General features: G+C 70.6%; 13 protein-coding genes. 7 read left to right on the forward strand and 6 right to left on the reverse strand.

The genetic code is table 11. The annotated features are described in order from the left end of the window. Positions 1 to 74 precede the first annotated feature (74 nt). A complete protein-coding gene (locus AC07EJ_RS17760; RefSeq protein ID WP_389477443.1) occupies positions 75 to 653 on the reverse strand; it encodes a biotin transporter BioY in 579 nt (192 codons plus the stop codon). Between the two features lie 265 nt (positions 654 to 918). Here AC07EJ_RS17760 and AC07EJ_RS17765 point away from each other — a divergent pair, with 265 nt between their 5' ends. The 4 genes from AC07EJ_RS17765 (at position 919) to AC07EJ_RS17780 (ending at position 4983) form a co-directional block, all read left to right on the forward strand. Continuing rightward, positions 919 to 2295, forward strand: coding sequence for an amino acid permease (locus AC07EJ_RS17765; protein ID WP_478884481.1), 1377 nt, complete (start codon positions 919 to 921; stop codon positions 2293 to 2295). Positions 2296 to 2410: 115 nt separating this feature from the next. Beyond that, positions 2411 to 3838 (forward strand): amino acid permease, encoded by a 1428-nt coding sequence (locus AC07EJ_RS17770; RefSeq protein WP_389477439.1) that lies wholly within the window; start codon positions 2411 to 2413, stop codon positions 3836 to 3838. 145 nt (positions 3839 to 3983) lie between these two features. Continuing rightward, a complete protein-coding gene (locus AC07EJ_RS17775; protein WP_393582032.1) occupies positions 3984 to 4625 on the forward strand; it encodes a superoxide dismutase in 642 nt (213 codons plus the stop codon). A 148-nt stretch (positions 4626 to 4773) separates the two neighbouring features. Then, positions 4774 to 4983, forward strand: a complete 210-nt coding sequence (locus tag AC07EJ_RS17780) for a hypothetical protein (protein WP_389477435.1) — start codon at positions 4774 to 4776, stop codon at positions 4981 to 4983. Here AC07EJ_RS17780 and AC07EJ_RS17785 read toward each other — a convergent pair. After that, positions 4980 to 5612, reverse strand: coding sequence for a mycothiol-dependent nitroreductase Rv2466c family protein (locus tag AC07EJ_RS17785; protein ID WP_389477433.1), 633 nt, complete (start codon positions 5610 to 5612; stop codon positions 4980 to 4982). The two genes, AC07EJ_RS17780 and AC07EJ_RS17785, sit on opposite strands and share 4 nt — an antisense overlap. 152 nt (positions 5613 to 5764) lie before the next feature. Here AC07EJ_RS17785 and pepN point away from each other — a divergent pair, with 152 nt between their 5' ends. Then, the gene (gene pepN / locus AC07EJ_RS17790; RefSeq protein WP_393582033.1) at positions 5765 to 8347 is read left to right on the forward strand and encodes an aminopeptidase N; all 2583 of its coding nucleotides are present in this window, start codon (positions 5765 to 5767) and stop codon (positions 8345 to 8347) included. A 189-nt stretch (positions 8348 to 8536) separates the two neighbouring features. Beyond that, entirely contained in the window at positions 8537 to 9628 is a 1092-nt protein-coding gene (locus AC07EJ_RS17795; protein WP_478884482.1) for a hypothetical protein, read from the forward strand. A gap of 42 nt (positions 9629 to 9670) precedes the next feature. On the opposite strand, the gene AC07EJ_RS17800 is transcribed toward AC07EJ_RS17795, so the two are convergent. From AC07EJ_RS17800 to AC07EJ_RS17810, 3 genes are all read right to left on the reverse strand, one after another. Then, positions 9671 to 10831, reverse strand: coding sequence for a serine hydrolase domain-containing protein (locus tag AC07EJ_RS17800; RefSeq protein WP_393582034.1), 1161 nt, complete (start codon positions 10829 to 10831; stop codon positions 9671 to 9673). Positions 10832 to 10960: 129 nt separating this feature from the next. Further along, complete coding sequence (locus tag AC07EJ_RS17805; RefSeq protein WP_478884483.1) at positions 10961 to 12775, reverse strand: TIGR03767 family metallophosphoesterase; 1815 nt, start codon at positions 12773 to 12775, stop codon at positions 10961 to 10963. Between the two features lie 213 nt (positions 12776 to 12988). Further along, positions 12989 to 13444: an NUDIX hydrolase gene (locus tag AC07EJ_RS17810; RefSeq protein ID WP_389477422.1), complete on the reverse strand. Its 456-nt coding sequence runs from the start codon at positions 13442 to 13444 to the stop codon at positions 12989 to 12991. A gap of 236 nt (positions 13445 to 13680) precedes the next feature. On the opposite strand from AC07EJ_RS17810, the gene AC07EJ_RS17815 reads away from it, so the two are divergent. Then, positions 13681 to 16995, forward strand: coding sequence for a S8 family serine peptidase (locus AC07EJ_RS17815; protein ID WP_389477420.1), 3315 nt, complete (start codon positions 13681 to 13683; stop codon positions 16993 to 16995). Between the two features lie 67 nt (positions 16996 to 17062). Here AC07EJ_RS17815 and AC07EJ_RS17820 read toward each other — a convergent pair whose 3' ends face one another. Further along, positions 17063 to 17803: a hypothetical protein gene (locus AC07EJ_RS17820; RefSeq protein ID WP_389477418.1), complete on the reverse strand. Its 741-nt coding sequence runs from the start codon at positions 17801 to 17803 to the stop codon at positions 17063 to 17065.

The raw sequence follows: 17803 nt of genomic DNA on the forward strand, positions 1-17803 counted from the left end.
TATAAGGGCCGCATGCGACCCGGCGAACCTCTTCCGGAGGAACTACAGCGGGCGCCGAGCGCCCGTTGCGCGAACTACTTGTCGGCGAACTTCCAGGCGGTGGGCAGCACGCCCATCGCCAGGGCCGCCTTCACCGCGTCGCCGATGAGGAACGGCGTGAGGCCCGCGGCGACCGCCTGCGTGAAGGTCATGCCGGTGGCGGCGGCGAGGTAGGGCACGCCGACCGCGTAGATGATCGCGGAGCCGAGGACCATCGTGCCCGCGGTGCGCAGGACCGAGCGGTCGCCGCCGCACCGCGCGAGCGCGCCCACGACGGTGGAGGCGAGCAGCATGCCGACGACGTAGCCGAAGGAGGCGCCGCCCGCACCGGAGGTGCCCTGCGCGAACCACGGCATGCCGGCCATGCCGACGAGCGCGTACACGGCGAGGGAGAGGAAGCCGCGGCGGGCGCCGAGCGCGGTGCCGACGAGGAGCGCGGCGAAGGTCTGCCCGGTGACCGGGACCGGCGAGCCGGGCACGGGCACGGCGATCTGGGCCGCGATGCCGGTGAGGGCGGCGCCGCCGAGCACGAGCGCGATGTCGCGGGTGCGCGAAGCGGGGAGCAGGTCGGCCAGGACCTTGCCGGGGCGGGTGGAGACGGCAGCCGTACTCATCGGGACTCCGCGGGGGTGAGGGCAGGTTGGGACACCGTGACGCTATCCCAGGGGCCGATCCCCGATCACGGTCACTGCTCGACAAAGGGGGACGGCGGGTGTTGGTGGGCTCCTCACAAAGGGCGTCACTCATGCGCGACTTGGCGTGATGCTCGTCACTGAGGCCAGCGCCGAAACGGCCCGTTTTGCTCCCGGGGGCGGCCGCCGGGGAGACTGTAGGTTCCTGCCAAACCCGCGCGAGCCCCGAAAGCAGTCTGAACCGCCGATGCACGACCAGCTCCCGTCCGAACCTGAACCGCTCGGAGGCGGACTCAAGCAGCGGCATCTGACGATGCTGGGCCTCGGCGGCGTCATCGGGGCGGGCCTCTTCGTCGGCTCGGGCGCCGGGATCGCCGTCGCGGGGCCCGGCATCGTCGTCTCGTATCTGATAGCGGGCGCGCTCGCGATGTGCGTGATGCGGATGCTGGGCGAGATGTCGGCCGCGATGCCGGCGTCGGGTTCGTTCTCCGTGCACGCGGAGCGGGCGCTCGGCCGCTGGGCCGGGTTCAGTGTCGGCTGGCTCTACTGGTTCCTGCTCGTCGTCGTCCTCGCCGTGGAGGCGACGGGCGCGGCGCAGATCGCGAACGGCTGGGCGCCGGGCGTGCCCCAGTGGGCGTGGGTACTGGTGTTCATGCTGGTCTTCACCGGGGCGAACCTGGCGGCCGTGAAGAACTTCGGCGAGTTCGAGTTCTGGTTCGCCGCCCTGAAGGTGTTCGCGATCGTCGCCTTCCTGGTCCTCGGCACGCTCGCGGTCTTCGGGCTGCTGCCGGACACAGATCCGGTCGGCTTCACGAACCTCACCGGGCAGGACGGCGGCTTCCTGCCGCACGGCTGGCAGGGCGTCATCTCCGGTGTGCTCGCCGTCGTGTTCGCGTTCGGCGGCCTGGAGGTCGTCACCATCGCGGCCGCCGAGTCCGACGACCCGGTGCGCGCGGTGTCGCGGGCGGTGCGCAGCGCGGTCTTCCGCATCCTGTTCTTCTATGTCGGCTCGATGCTGGTCATCGTGACGGTGCTGCCGTGGACGGCGCAGAAGGCGGGCATCAGCCCGTACGTCACCGTCCTCGACGCGATCGGGGTGCCGGGCGCCGGCCAGATCATGAACATCGTGGTGTTCGTGGCGCTGCTCTCGGCGCTGAACGCGAACCTCTACGGCTCGTCCCGCATGGTCTTCTCGCTGGCCGAGCGCGGTGAGGCACCCCGCGCGCTGCTGAAGGTCAGCGGCGGGGGCGTGCCGCGCCGGGCCGTGCTCGCCTCGGTCGCGTTCGGCTTCGTGTCGGTGCTGCTCAATCTGAAGTGGCCGGACTCGGTGTTCCTCTACATGCTCAACTCGGTCGGCGCGGTGCTGCTGTTCGTGTGGGCGCTGATCGCGGCGTCGCAGCTGCGTCTGCGGCGGCTCGTCGAACGAGAGGCGCCCGAGCGGCTCGTGCTGCGGATGTGGGGGTTCCCGTGGCTGACGTGGGTGACGCTCGCCGCGATGGCGGCGGTCATCGGCCTGATGCTGACCGACGAAACGGCCCGGCCGCAGCTGCTGTGGTCGACCGGCGCGACCGCACTCGTCGTGGCCGTCGCGGGAGTGCGGGAACTGCGCGCGCGGCGTTCCTGAACCTTCACGATGTGTGAGCGTCGTGTCCGTATACCGGTCACGTGTTCCCTGTGGGCGGTGTCGCTGCTCAGACTGTGGGCCTTTCCCCGTCTCAGCTAATGAACAGGGCACATCCATGTCTCGGACGTCCGCGCAGTCGCCGGTCGACGCGCAGCCGATCGATCAGTCGCCGGCCGAGCCGTCGCTGTCGGGCGGTCTCAAGCAGCGCCATCTCTCCATGATCGCGCTCGGCGGAGTGATCGGCGCCGGCCTCTTCGTGGGCTCCGGAACCGCCATCGCGGCCGCCGGCCCGTCGATCATCCTGGCCTACGCGATCTCGGGCGCGCTCGTGATGCTCGTGATGCGCATGCTCGGCGAGATGGCCGCCGCGTATCCCGCCTCCGGCTCGTTCTCCGTGCACGCGGAGCGGGGCATCGGCCCGTGGGCCGGGTTCACCTCGGGCTGGTCGTTCTGGTTCCTGCTGTGCGTGGCGGTGGGTCTTGAGGGCATCGGCGCGGCGCAGATCATGCACGGCTGGGTCCCCGGTGTGCCGGAGTGGGCCTGGGTCGCGCTGTTCATGCTCGTGTTCACCGCCACGAACGTCTCGGCCGTGAAGAACTTCGGTGAGTTCGAGTTCTGGTTCGCGACGCTCAAGGTCGCGGCGATCGTCGCGTTCCTGGTCATCGGCGTGCTGGCGATCACCGGCCTGCTGCCGGGCACCGACGCGCCGGGCACCGAGAACCTGTCCGGGCACGGCGGCTTCATGCCCAACGGCACCGAGGGACTCATCGCCGGACTGCTCGCCTCCGTCTTCGCCTACGGCGGTCTGGAGACGGTGACCATCGCCGCGGCGGAGTCCGAGCACCCGGTGCAGGGCGTCGCGAAGGCGGTCCGTACGGCGATGTGGCGCATCGCGCTCTTCTACGTCGGCTCGATGGTCGTGGTCGTCGCGCTCATCCCGTGGTCCGCCAAGGCACTGGTCGACCCGGACAAGGGGTCCTACGTCGCCACGCTGGAGTACCTGGATCTGCCGGCCGCCGGTCTCATCATGAAGATCGTCGTCTTCATCGCCCTGCTCTCGGCGATGAACGCCAACATCTACGGCGCCTCGCGCATGGCCGGTTCGCTGGTCGCCCGCGGCCAGGGCCCCAGGATCATCGGCAAGATCCAGGGCGGGGTGCCGCGCGTCGCCGTCCTGCTGTCCACGGTCTTCGGCTTCGTCTGCGTCCTGCTCAGCTACTGGCGGCCCGACGACATCTTCCAGTGGCTGCTGAAGACGATCGGCGCCATCATCCTCGTCGTCTGGTTCTTCATCGCCGCCTCACAGCTGCGACTGCGCCGCAGGCTGGAGCGGGAGGCACCGGAGCGGCTCGTCGTGAAGATGTGGGCCTTCCCCTACCTGACCTGGGTGGCCCTCGCCGGCATGGCCGTCATCTTCGTCCTCATGGCGCGCGAGGAGGGCACCCGCGAGCAGCTCTACTACGCGGGCGGCCTGACCGTGATCCTGGCGGCCGTGGGTTACACCCGCCAGAAGCTCGCCGAGAAGAACGGGAAGAAGGAGTAGCGCTCCCCCGCACCGAAGCAACGCGAAGGACCCCCGGGCCATTTGGCCGGGGGGTCCTTCGCGTTGCACCACCCACTACTGCTGTTAGCCTGCACTTGCACATCACTTGCAATAAGCTCGCAGTACGCAGTCGGAGGGCTCGGACATGGCCATTTACACGCTTCCTGAACTTCCGTACGACTACGCGGCGCTCGAACCGGTCATCAATCCGCAGATCATCGAGCTCCACCACGACAAGCACCACGCGGCATACGTGAAGGGGGCGAACGACACCCTGGAGCAGCTGGAGGAGGCCCGCGACAAGGAGTCGTGGGGCGCCATCAACGGCCTGGAGAAGAACCTCGCGTTCCATCTCTCGGGCCACATCCTGCACAGCATCTACTGGCACAACATGACCGGCGACGGCGGCGGCGAGCCGCTGGCCGCGGACGGCGTGGGCGACCTCGCGGACGCCATCACCGCCTCCTTCGGCTCCTTCGCCGGGTTCAGGGCCCAGCTGACCAAGGCCGCCGCCACGACGCAGGGCTCCGGCTGGGGCGTCCTCGCGTACGAGCCGGTGAGCGGGCGCCTGGTCGTCGAGCAGATCTACGACCACCAGGGCAACGTCGGCCAGGGCTCGGTCCCGATCCTGGTCTTTGACGCCTGGGAGCACGCCTTCTATCTCCAGTACAAGAACCAGAAGGTCGACTTCATCGAGGCCATGTGGCGCGTCGTCAACTGGCAGGACGTCGCCAAGCGGTACGCGGCCGCGAAGGACCGGGCGTTCAACCTGCTGGTCGCCCCCTGAGCACCTGAGCACCTGAGCCGTTGAAGCGTCCCGCCTCGTGATCGTCTTCTCAGCCTTCGCGACGGCGGGCGGAAAAAGGAAGGACCCCCGCGAGGACATGACTCGCGGGGGTCTTTCGGTTCACGTGCTTCCGGGGCACCGTAGGCCCATGACGGACCCCTCCAAACGCTGCCAGAACTGCCACGACGAGCTTCAGCTCTTCCGCCGGCTCGAGCCCGAGGAACTCAAGTACGTCGCCACCTGGGCCAAGAAGGGTGAGGCGAACAACTACCGGCGCTGCACCAACGGCACGTGCCGACGCGTGCAGCACCACTTCCGGTACTGGCACGGCGACACCCTCCCCGACACGTTCGCCTAGTCGAAGACCGGCCCCTGCGTCCGCGTGCGCTTGATCTCGTAGAAGCCGGGGACCGAAGCGACCAGGAGCGTGCCGTCCCAGAGCCTCGCGGCCTCCTCGCCCTTGGGGGCCGGGGTGACGACCGGGCCGAAGAACGCGATCTGCTCGCCGTCCGCGCCGGGTACGGCGATGACGGGCGTGCCGACGTCCTGGCCGACCTTGTCGATGCCCTCCTTGTGGGAGGCGCGCAGCTCGGGCTCGTACTTCGTGCCGTCCCAGTGGTCGAGGAGGGAGGCGGGCAGGCCGACCTCCTCCAGGGCTGCGGCGACGGCCTCCTTCGTGGGGCCCTCGCCGCCGTTGTGGATGCGCGTGCCGAGCGCGGTGTAGAGGTCGCCGAGGACCTCCGCGCCGTGCTCCTCCTGCGCGGCGATGACGACGCGGACCGGTCCCCAGGCCTTCGTCTCCAGGAGCTCGCGGTACTCGTCGGGCAGGTCGTCGAGCTTGTCCTCGTTCAGCACGGCGAGGCTCATCAGGTGCCACCTGACCTCGATGTCGCGGACCTTCTCCACTTCGAGGACCCACCGTGAGGTCATCCAGGCCCAGGGACACAGGGGGTCGAACCAGAAGTCGACGGGGGTCTTCTCGGACATGGTTCTCCTCGTGTAATCCGTGTCGTTGACTCCCCTCGGCAACGTCCCGCACGCGCGTGCCATTCCCGCTGTCCGCCGTCAGGAGCACATGGCAGGATCGGTCCTGATCGCACCACAAGTGCAGCCAGTCGAGTCACAAGGGAGTGCCACCCGTGCCCGGAGAGAATCTTTCCCGCGACGAGGCCCGCGAGCGGGCGGGTCTGCTGTCCGTCGACGGGTACGAGGTCCAGCTCGATCTGCGGTCCGCGATCGGCGAGACCGAGGGCGAGGGTCCCCGGACGTTCCGCTCGGTGACCACGATCCGGTTCCGGGCCACCGAGCCCGGCGCCGCCACCTTCGTGGACCTCATCGCGCCCTCCGTGAACGCGGTGACGCTCAACGGCGAGGACCTCGACACGGCGGCCGTCTTCGACGGGACGCGGATCGCGCTCGACGGCCTGGCCGCCGAGAACGAGCTGGTGGTCGACGCCCAGTGCGCCTACAGCCGCACCGGCGAGGGCATGCACCGCTTCGTCGACCCCGAGGACGGCGAGGTCTACCTCTACACGCAGTACGAGCCCGCCGACTCGCGGCGCGTGTACGCCAACTTCGAGCAGCCCGACCTCAAGGCGCCCTACCGCTTCAGCGTGCAGGCGCCCGAGGGGTGGACGGTCTGGTCGAACGGCGCGGGTGAACTCGTGGACGGCGTGTGGCAGTTCGCCGAGACCAAGCCCATCTCGACGTACATCACGGCGATCGTCGCGGGCCCGTACCACTATGTGACGGAGTCCTACGAGCGGGTCTTCGAGGACGGTACGAAGCTGGAGATCCCGCTCGGCGCGCTGTGCCGCAAGGGGCTCGCCCCGCACTTCGACGCGGACGACGTGTTCCTGGTGACGAAGCAGGGGCTCGACTTCTTCCACGACCACTTCGACTACCCGTACCCCTTCGGGAAGTACGACCAGGCGTTCGTGCCGGAGTACAACCTCGGCGCGATGGAGAACCCGGGCTGTGTCACGTTCCGCGAGGAGTTCATCTTCCGCGGGAAGGTGACGCAGGCGTCGTACGAGCGGCGCGCGAACGTCATCCTGCACGAGATGGCGCACATGTGGTTCGGCGACCTCGTCACCATGCAGTGGTGGGACGACCTGTGGCTCAAGGAGTCCTTCGCGGACTTCATGGGGACGTTCTCGATGGTCGAGGCGACGCGCTTCACCAACGGCTGGATCACCTTCGCCAACAACCGCAAGGCGTGGGCGTACCGCGCCGACCAGCTGCCCTCCACGCACCCGGTCACGGCCGACATCCGTGACCTGGAGGACGCCAAGCTCAACTTCGACGGGATCACGTACGCGAAGGGCGCGAGCGTCCTGAAGCAGCTCGTCGCCTACGTGGGGCGCGAGGCGTTCCTCGAAGGCGCGCGGCGCTACTTCAAGCGGAACGCGTACGGGAACACGCAGCTCGGTGATCTGCTGTCCGTCCTGGAGGAGACCAGCGGGCGCGACATGGTCGGCTGGTCGCGGGCGTGGCTGCAGACGGCGGGCGTCAACTCCCTCACCCCGCAGGTGACGTTGAGCGCCGACGGGCGCGTCACCGAGCTGGCCGTCCTCCAGGAGGCCGCCGAGTCCCACCCCACGCTGCGGCCGCACCGCGTCGCCGTGGGCCTCTACCGGCGCGACGGCGCGGGCGGGGCGCTCGTGCGGTACGCGCGCGCCGAGGTCGACGTGGACGGACCGCGGACCGTGGTGGACGAGCTGACCGGCGCGGAGGCGCCCGAGCTGGTCCTCGTCAACGACGACGACCTCACGTACTGCAAGATCCGCTTCGACGAGAACTCCCTGGCCGCCCTGCGCGAGCACCTCGGTGACATCGAGGACCCGCTGGCGCGTGCGCTGTGCTGGTCCGCGCTGTGGAGCCTGACGCGGGACGGGCTCATGCCCGCGCGTGACTTCATCGGCCTCGTGCTGCGGTTCGCCGGTCGCGAGAGCGACATCGGCGTCCTCCAGATGCTGCACACCTGGGCGAACTCGGCGGTCACGCACTACGCGGCGCCCGAGTGGCGCGCCGAGGGCAGCCGGCAGCTCGCCGAGGGCGCCCTGCGGGAGCTGCGGTTCGCCGAGCCGGCCAGCCAGAACCAGCTGACGTGGGCGCGGTTCTTCGCCTCCGTCGCGTCCACCGAGGCCGACCTCCAGCTGCTGCGCGGCCTGCTCGACGGGACGGCGAAGATCGACGGGCTCGATGTCGACCAGGAGCTGCGCTGGTCGTTCGTGAACGCGCTCGCCGCCACTGGCGCGGCCGACGAGTCGGTGATCGACGCGGAGCTGGCGCGCGACGACACCGCGTCCGGCAGGCGGCACCAGGTGCGCTGCCTCGCGGCGCGCCCGTCCGCCGCGGTGAAGGCGCAGGCCTGGGCGCAGGTCGTCGAGTCGGACGCGCTGTCGAACGCACTGGTCGAGGCGACGATCGCGGGCTTCCAGCAGCCGGCGCAGCGCGAGCTGACCGCGCCGTACGCACAGCGGTACTTCGCGGCGATCGAGCGCGTCTGGGCGGAGCGGTCCATCCAGATCGGCATGGACGTGGTGAAGGGCCTGTTCCCCTCGCTCCAGGACTCGCAGGGCACGCTCGACGCGACCGACGCGTGGCTGGCCGCGCACGAGGACGCGGCGCCCGCGCTGCGCCGTCTCGTCCTGGAGGCCCGCGACGACCTGGCCCGCGCTCTGCGCGCGCAGGTGTGCGACGCGACTGCCGGGATGTAGTCCTTCGGAGCACAACTCGGCGGCTGCGGCCGGGAGTTACCGAACGCGGGTACTTCCGGCCGTAACCCGCCGCCCCGCCTGCCCTTCTCGGCAGTCGAACGCCCGTACTTTAGGGCAGGCTTGTCCCTCTTTGTCGACGGGCGTGTAACAGCGGTTAGAGGCCCGGCCGGTGCCGGGAATGGCCGGGTCATGAACCACAACACCCCGCTGTCCCCCCGCCCCCTCCAGCACCTCGACGACTGCCGGCAGCGCGTGCTGAGCGCCGCCCAGCTCAAGGCGCACGGGGTCAACTCCGCGGCCCTGAACGAGCAGTGCAGGCCGGGCGGCTCCTGGCAGCAGCTCCTGCCCGGCGTGTTCCTGCTCCACCCCGGCCCGCCCACCGCCGACGAACGGCTGCACGCGGTCCTCCTGTACGCGGGCCGACCCCAGACCCGTACCGCTGTCGCCGTGCCCACGCAGACCACCCCCAACGAGCCGCACCCCCCGCAGGCCGCGCCGCAGGCCCCCTACGCCAACGCGATGATCACGGGCCTCGCCGCGCTCGCCCTGCACCGCTTCGTGTCCGTTCCCCCGCTGCTCTCCCTCGACCGGATCGACGTCATGGTGCCGCGCACCCGGCGGCTGCGCTCGACCGGGTTCGCCCGGCTCGTGCGCAGTCACGGGATGCCCGCGCCGCAGCGGATCGCGGGGGTGCCGGTGGCGCCGGTGCCGCGCGCCCTCGCGGACGCGGTCGCCCAGCTCGCCGACGCGGGGGCGGTGCGGCGCCTGCTCACCGAGGCCGTCCGCGGCGGACACTGCGAACCAGCCGCCGTGGTACGGGAGTTGAACCAGGCCCGGCTGCTCACCCGCCCGCACGTCATCGACGCCGTGGACTCGCTGCTCGCCGAGGGGCGCGCCATCGCCGAGGAACGTCTGTACGAGATGGTGCGCGAGTACGGCCTGACCGACCCGCTGTGGAACGTGGACCTGCGCCTGCCCGGCGGCCCGCACCTCGGCGGCATCGACGCGTACTGGCCCGACCAGGCCGTCGCCGTGGAGCTGGACACCCGGGCACCCCGGCAGGATCTGCGCCCCGAGCTCCAGGAGGAGAGCGACGGCCTGGAGTGGTCCGAGTACGCCCGCAAGCGCGAGCACCTGGAGCGCCTCGGGATCACCGTCGTCCACATCACGCCGCGCAAGCTGCGCGAGTCCCTCGAACAGCAGGCGACGGTCGTACGGACCGCGCTGATGGCGTCCGTGGACCGCGAACCGGCGGCGTACGTGATGGTGCTGCCGCGCTGAACTCCGGCGGCCAACGGCCGCTCAACCGGTCGGCCGTATCGGCTACTTCGGGCAGAACTCGGCCTCGATGACGGACTGGCTGTCGCCCGTCCAGTCGCCGTTGAAGTTGAACGAGAGGGTGTGGCGGCCGTCGCGTGTGGTCACGGCATCCGAGCTGGAGCCGTGGATGCCGCCGCTGTGGCCCCAGATCTCCTTGCCACAGCTCAGCTTCTGCCGCATGAGGGCGAGACCGTAGCCGACCTCGGGCTCGCCCTTCCCCGTGGGCACGGGGACCGTCTTCTTCATCTCGGCGAGCTGCGCGGCGGGCAGCAGCCGACCGCCGAGGAGCGCCGAGTAGAAGCGGTTCAGGTCCGCCGAGTCGGAGATCATCTCTCCGGCCGACGAGGCGAGGCTCGGATTGAGCTCGGTGACGTCGTACGTCTTCTTGTCCGGGTCGTCGGGGAACTTGGAGTAGGCGCGGCTCGCCGGGCGCGGCACGGTGACGGTGGTGCCGGGCAGGCTGGTGGCGCGCAGGTGGAGGGGCTCGATGATGCGGTGGCGGATCTCGTCGGCGTAGGAGTGGCCGGTGACCTCCTTCACGATCATGCCGGCCAGCACGTAGTTGGTGTTGGAGTAGTTCCAGGACGTGCCGGGCGCGAAGTCGGGCTTGTGGGCCATGGCTACGGACACGAGCTCGCCGGGTGTCCAGGTGTCGTAGCGGTGCTTCAGGAAGCCGTCGCGGCTGAAGACGGTCTGCTGAAAGCCCTTGTCCTCCGTGACGTTGTAGATCCCGCTTGTGTGGTTGAGCAGCTGGCGGACGGTGATCTTCCGGCCGTCGTGGCCGTGTCCGGTGACGACGCCGGGCAGCCACTGGTCGACGGTGTCGTCCAGGCTCAGCCTGCCCTCGGCCTCCAGCTGGAGGAGGACCGTCGCGACGAACGTCTTGGTGATGCTGCCGACGCGATAGCGGTCCTGGTCACCGCGCGGGGTGTCCGTCCGCAGGTCGCCGAGGCCCGAAGTGCCCTTCCAGGTCCCGTACTTGTCCGTCGCCTGCCCCGTCACCCCGGGCACGCCCGCCGCGACGGCGGCGTCCATGGCCCGCTGCGTCGCCCGGTGTCCGTCTCCGTTTGCGCCCCGCGCGTCGGCGAGAGCAGGGGTCGCGAGCGCCCCCGCCGTCACCGACGCCATGACGGCCACACCCACCAGTCCGGTACGTACTGACATCTCGTGTCTCCTTCGCCGACGTTCGACAGCTGTGTGCTGCGGTCGGCCTGGGGGACTCAGGTGTCACGGGGAGGGGTTGAGGGCCGTGTGCGGGTTGGGCGGGATCAAGCCGTTCTCAGCCCGTGCGCCTCAGGCCTTGCGCAGGACGAGTTCCGTGTTGCGGTCGCCGGGGGTGCCGGAGAGGGTGGCGCGGGATCCGGGGGCGTTGAAGGAGAGCTCGCGGTAGAGGGCCGCGAGGCCGGTCTGGCTGAGGTCGGTGAAGTCGGTGCGGTGCGGGGCCGCGGACTCGATGAGCGTGGTGAACAGGGAGACCGTGCCGTCGTGGTTGTCGGTGATCTCGATGACGCGGGCCAGCTGCGGGAAGTCGACGTGGGACGCCGTCGAGATCTCCCAGAAGGAGCGGCCTTCGGGGCCCGCGTGCGGGGTGATGGCGTTCTTGTGGCTGTGGCCGTTGATCCAGGCCAGGACGCTCCGGTGGCGGCCGAGGAGCGCGAGGAGCTCGTCGCCGCCGTGCCGGGCCTCACCGGGGTGGTGCGGGTCCTGGCGGAGGTTGCGCATGGTCTTGCTGGTGTGGTGGCTGAAGACGAGGACGTGGGAGCCGTCGTTCTTCTCGTGCTCCTTGAGGGTGCGCTCCAGCCAGTCGAGCTGGGCCGTGCCGATGGAGCCCTCGTAGTGGCCGCCGGGGTCCGTCGTGTCGAGGCTGATGCCGAGGATGTCGTCCGAGACGCGGAAGGCGTAGTGCTGGGTGCCGGCGTCGACGTTGGCCTGCGTGTAACCGTGGCCGTGCGGGCCCGGGCCCGTGTGCGCGGGGTCGAGGTGGGCCTTGAGGTACTCGGCCGGGGTGAAGGGGGCGCGGGACTCGTCCGGGGTGACCGAACGCATGTGGCGGGCCCGGGACTTGAGGAGTTCCTTGAAGGCATGGCCCTTGGGGTCGCCGCCGTTCTTCACGTTGTCCCAGATCGCCTTGCCGGCGGAGTCCGGCAGCTCCATCAACTTCCGTCCGCCCACGGCGAATTCGGCGAAGAAGGAGTCGCCGGGCGCGTAGCAGCCGCCGGGCAGCGCGTCGTGATTGCCGACGGTCGAGTACCAGGGCAGGTTGAGCCCCGGGCTGCGCAGTTCACCGATCGCGGCGTCCAGGAAGCCGTCGATGCGGGGGAAGCCGAGCTGCTTGTCGGCGTCGCGCAGGGCGGCGTCCGGGTGCCAGTACAGCTTGAGGCCGCTGTCCTGCACGCCTTCGTAGCGGCGCGGGTCGCCGGTGTTCGGGGTGATGCGGCCGCCGCTCATCGCCTTCAGGAACCAGTCCAGCTCCGACTTGGCGTTGTTGTCGGTGTTGTCGCCGGTCGTCATGACGAAGTGCAGGGGCTGTGCGGTGACGGGCGCCCCGCGCAGCGCGTTGACCCGCTCCACGAGGGAGACCGCCCCGGCGACCGAGAGGGACTCCTGGGGGCGCCAGGCGCTGGCGGTCCGGGAGCGCAGGTACTCGTAGCGCAGGGGGTGCTGTACGTCGACCAGGTGCAGGTCGGTGAACTGGACGAACGCGGCGAGCGCGGTGCGCCGGCTCTCCCGCCCGGACTTGGCGGACGCGAGGTCGCCGCGGACGACGCGCTGCCAGGCGGGGCCGTCACCGAGGCGCCGGTAGCCCGCGCCGGCCGGGGCGGAGGCGACGGAGCCGAGGGTGGTGCCGCGCGTGTAGGGCGCGAGCGGGGCGGCGGGGGCCCGGCGGGAGACGGCGGCCAGGACCGGTCCCGGCGCGGGCGGCGCCGCGGGGCCCGCGGCCGCGCTGCCCGTGGCGGGGCCGCCGAGCGCGTAGCCGATCCCGGCCGTCAGGGAGACGGCTCCGGACGCGGCGAGGAAGGTGCGGCGGTCGAGTGCCGAGGCGATGGAGGCGGCCTTGGCGGCGGTGGCTGAGGCAGCGGTGTCGGCGACAGAGCGTATGCGCGGCATGGCGCGATCTCCCCGAGTGCGAACGCTTCGGCAGTGGTCGCGGGGCGCTCGCCGTGGCAGAACTACCCGCTCGTACTGGATCGTTGACATCGGGGATGACCTGCGCGTTAACGCGGCGGCAACGGGCAGCGCCGATCACGCCACGTGGATCACCGACCACCCTGCGCGGTCACGCACGCCTCGTGTGCCGGAGAGGAGCCGGTCACTCCACGTTCACTTTTCGGGGAAGACGTGGCCCGCGGGGGGCCTGTCGCGCCACAGTTCGAGGCCCACGTCGACGAGTTCGACGCGGGCGAGGTGGGGCACGTCGTCGAGGGCGTGCCAGGCGGCCAGGTCGGTGGAGCCGTTCACCTCGTGGCGCAGCTCGCCGCCGGTGATCCGGCCCTCGTAGACGAGGCGCAGGCCGTGGAAGTCGGCGACGGCTCCCAGGGTGCGCGGGTAGCGGCGCAGGACGGAGTGGACGCCGATCAGGGTGACGGGCTCGACGGCATAGCCGGTCTCCTCGTCGAGTTCGCGGACCACGGTGTCGTACGGGTCCTCGCCGTGGTCCATGCCGCCTCCGGGCAGCGTCCAGCGTCTGGTGCCGTCGCCGGCCACCCAGCGGGCGAGCAGCACCCGCCCGTCCCGTACGCAGACTGCGTAGGCCGCGACCCTCAGTTCCCTGTGCACACGGTGACGTTATGCGGTCGGCGGTGGGTCGGGGTGGTGAACGTGCGGGTCGGTGCCCCGGCGCCCACGATTCCCCGTATGCGGCGCTTTGTCCGCGGTGGCGTATGGCGGAAGTACGCCACGGCCTGATCACGTCACGGGCAACTCTCCCCAAACAGGCGTCACTTACGTAAAGCTGACCGGTCATCCGGCACCGAATTCCGGACCCTTTCCGACCTTTACGTACAGGGATGCTGATGACCCTCGATCCCCAGCGCGCACCGATATCCGGAGCGAGACGGGCGGCCCGGCTCGCGGCCGCCGCCGGCCTCGTCGCAGCGCTCACCGCAGCCGGGCCGATACCCCTGGCCTACTCCGCGGACACGGACACCACTCCGGCGGCCGACGCACCCGTCAAGTCGGCCGGTGACAAGCTCGGTTCGGCCGACGCGCAGCTCCTCGACCAGGCCGAGGCGTCCGGCGCGAAGAACGTGACCATGATGGTCGCCACCGCGCCCGGCGCGACCGAGCAGGTCGCGCACCAGCTCGACGCCGTCAAGGGCGGCTCCGTCGGCCGGACCTACGACAAGCTCGGCTACGTCCGCGCCACCGTGCCGACCGCCCGGGCGGACGCCGCGATCAAGGCGGCCGAGAAGCTCTCGTCCGTGCACGGCATCGACCTGCGCCACGAGATCGAGCTCGACGACCCGACCCCGGCCGGCGACACCGCCAAGGGCTCGACGGGCGCCGCGGGCTCGTACGCCGCACCCGGCAGGAACACCCCGGCGAAGAACCCGTACAACCCGTCCTTCGAGACGGGCGCCGTCGACTTCGTGAAGGACAACCCGAAGGCCGACGGCCGCGGCGTCACGATCGGCATCCTCGACTCCGGTGTCGACCTCGGCCACCCGGCGCTCCAGAAGACCACCACCGGCGAGCGCAAGATCGTCGACTGGGTCACCTCGACCGACCCGCTCGTCGACGGCGACGCCACCTGGCGCGCGATGGTCACGAACGTGTCCGGCCCGACGTTCACGTTCGGCGGCCGGACCTTCAAGGCGGCGGCCGGCTCGTACCAGGTCTCGACGTTCAAGGAGTCCGCCACCACCGGCGGCGACGCCAAGGGCGACCTGAACCGCGACGGCGACACCACCGACTCCTGGGCCGTCCTCTACGACGCCAAGGCCGGCACGGTCACCGTCGACCTGAACGACAACGCCGACTTCACCGACGACACCCCGATGAAGCCGTACAAGGACGGCTACCAGATCGGGTACTTCGGCAAGGACAACCCGGCGACCGACGTCGTCGAGCGGATCCCGTTCGTCGTGGAGATCCGCAAGGACGTCCCGATGGACCCGCTGGGCGGCGACTGGACCGGCAAGAAGGCCGACTTCGTCAACATCGGCGTCATCGAGTCCGAGCACGGCACGCACGTCGCGGGCATCACCTCCGCCAACGGCCTGTTCGGCGGGAAGATGAGCGGTGCCGCGCCCGGCGCGAAGATCGTCTCCTCGCGCGCGTGCACCTGGTCCGGCGGCTGCACCAACGTCGCGCTCACCGAGGGCATGATCGACCTCGTCACCAAGCGCGGCGTCGACATCGTCAACATGTCGATCGGCGGCCTGCCCGCCCTCAACGACGGCAACAACGCGCGCTCCGAGCTCTACAAGACCCTCATCGACACCTACGGCGTCCAGCTCGTGATCTCCGCGGGCAACTCCGGCCCCGGCGCGAACACCATCGGCGACCCCGGCCTCGCCGACAAGGTCATCTCCGTGGGCGCGTCCATCTCCAAGGACACCTGGGCCGCCAACTACGGCTCCGGCGTGACGAAGCGCTACGCCATGATGCCGTTCTCCTCCCGCGGCCCGCGTGAGGACGGCGGCTTCACGCCGACCATCACCGCGCCCGGCGCCGCGATCAACACGACGCAGACCTGGCTGCCGGGCTCCCCGGTCGCCGAGGCGGGCTACACCCTGCCGGCCGGCTACTCGATGCTCCAGGGCACCTCGATGGCGTCCCCGCAGGCCGCGGGAGCCTCGGCCCTGCTGCTCTCCGCCGCGAAGCAGAAGCACATCGCGCTCACCCCGGCGAAGCTGCGCACGGCGCTCACCTCGACCGCGAAGCACATCAGTGGCGAGCAGGCGTACGCCGAGGGCTCCGGCCTCATCGACATCGTCGACGCGTGGAAGTCCATCAAGCGCGGCGCGGACGCGCACACCTACACGGTGAAGGCCCCGGTCGACACCGCGATCGACTACGCGCTCAAGGACCCGGGCTTCGGCACCGGCATCTACGACCGCGAGGGCGGCCTCAAGGCCGGCCAGAAGAAGACCTACGACGTCACGGTCACCCGCACGTCGGGCCCGGACCGCGCCGTCCGCCACGAGCTGTCCCTCAAGAACAACTCGGGCTCCACGTTCCGCATCCTCGGCGACGACACCGTCTCGCTGCCGCTGAACAAGCCGGTCACCGTCAAGGTGCAGGCCGCGCCGAAGAGCGCCGGTCTGCGCAGCGCCGTCCTGGAGGTGGACGACCCGCGCACCGAGGGCGTCGACCAGCAGGTCATGGCGACCGTCGTCGTCTCGACGCCGCTCGCGAAGCCGTCGTACACGTTCTCCGACTCCGGCTCCGTGCAGCGCAACAGCACGAAGTCGTACTTCCTGACGGTCCCCGAGGGCGCGAAGTCCCTCGAGGTCGCGATGGGCGGTCTGAAGGACAAGAGCCAGACCCGCTTCATCTCGATGCACCCGTACGGTGTCCCGGTCGACGACACGGCGACGCCGAGCTGCTACCCGAACTACAACCCGGACAACGTCTGCCGCCCCGACCTGCGTTCGTACGCGGACCCGCAGGCCGGCGTCTGGGAGATCGAGGTCGAGGCGCGCCGCACGTCGCCGCAGCTCGACAACCCGTACAAGCTGGACGTCGCCGTGCTCGGCGCGGCCTTCGACCCGGCCGTGCAGACCGTCCCCGAGGCCAAGGTCGGCACCCCGGCCGCCGTCTCCTGGAAGGTGACGAACAAGTTCGCTGCGCTCGACGGCAAGCTGAAGGGCGGTCCGCTCGGCTCGTCGAAGACGGCGCGTCCCTCCCTCAAGGAGGGTGAGACGCAGACCTCCACGGTCGTCGTCCCCGCGGGCGCCGAGCGTCTGGACGTCGCCATCGGCGGGGTCTCCGACAACGCCGCCGACCTGGACCTGACGGTCTACGACCAGGACGGCAACCAGGTCGGGCAGTCCGCCGACGGCGACTCCGAGGAGGCCGTCAGCATCAGCAAGCCGGCCGCCGGCACGTACACGGTCGAGGTCGTGGGCTACTCGGTCCCGTCCGGTTCGACGGAGTACGACTACCGCGACGTGTTCTTCTCCCCGACGCTCGGCCAGGTCAAGGTCGACGAGGCGAAGTCCGTGAAGCTCGGCAACGGTGACACGACCCAGGTCACCGCCGACGTCGTCGCCGCGGCGGCCGCGCCGGAGGGCCGCGAGTTCTTCGGCGAGGTACAGCTCCTGAACGGGCGCGGCACGGTCGCCGGGCTCGGCAGCGTGAAGATCGAGAAGGTCACGCCGTAACGGTGACCGGATGACAGGAGGGGCGGGCGTCCGTACGGGCGCCCGCCCCTTGCCGTCGGCCCGTGGCTCACGCTCCGGGGCCGCCGCCCTGGCCGCACTTCAGGCCACGGGAGCCGGGGAGCGCCTTGACGATCATGTCGCGCAGGGGCTTGATCTCCTTGCCAGTGGCCCAGCTGTCCGGCTCGTTCGTGCGCTTGGGCACGGTGATCAGCGTGTGGTCGCCCGGCTTCAGGCGGGGGTCCACGTCGCGATCCATCAGGAACGTGACCTTCCCGGATCCCGAGGCCGGTTTGTAGTAACGGGTCACGGTCAGCGTGATGCGGTCGGCCCTCCCGCCGGGCTCGGGCGTGACCCGGTCGACCGTGCCCTCCACCATGAGCCGGGAGCACGCCACGAAGCCCTCCGGGGTGAGGTCCCCGCCCTCCTGTGCGCCTGGCTTGGCGTTGCCCTTGGCGTCGCTCGCGGACTTGTCGCTCGCGGATTCGCTCACCCCGGGGCCGCCGTCCACCGCGAGCCACGCGAGCCCGCCGAGCATCCCGGCCGCGCACACCGCGGCGAGCGCCTTGAACGCGACGGCGACGGGCCGCCGCCGGGGCCGCGGCACCACCACCGGACGGGGCGCGGGCACACGGCCCGGCCCGGTCCGCGCCGCCAGCGCGTCCCCGATCCCCCGCAGCTGGTCCCCCAGCAGCGCGACATCCGCCTCGGCCGCCGCGTGCACGGCCACCGACTCCGGATCGTCTCGGTCGTCCGGCGGCAGCGGCTCCCCCGTGAGCACCAGCATCAGCATGCGGTCCTCGCGCTCCAT

The organism is Streptomyces sp. NPDC045026 (genome assembly GCF_056432625.1).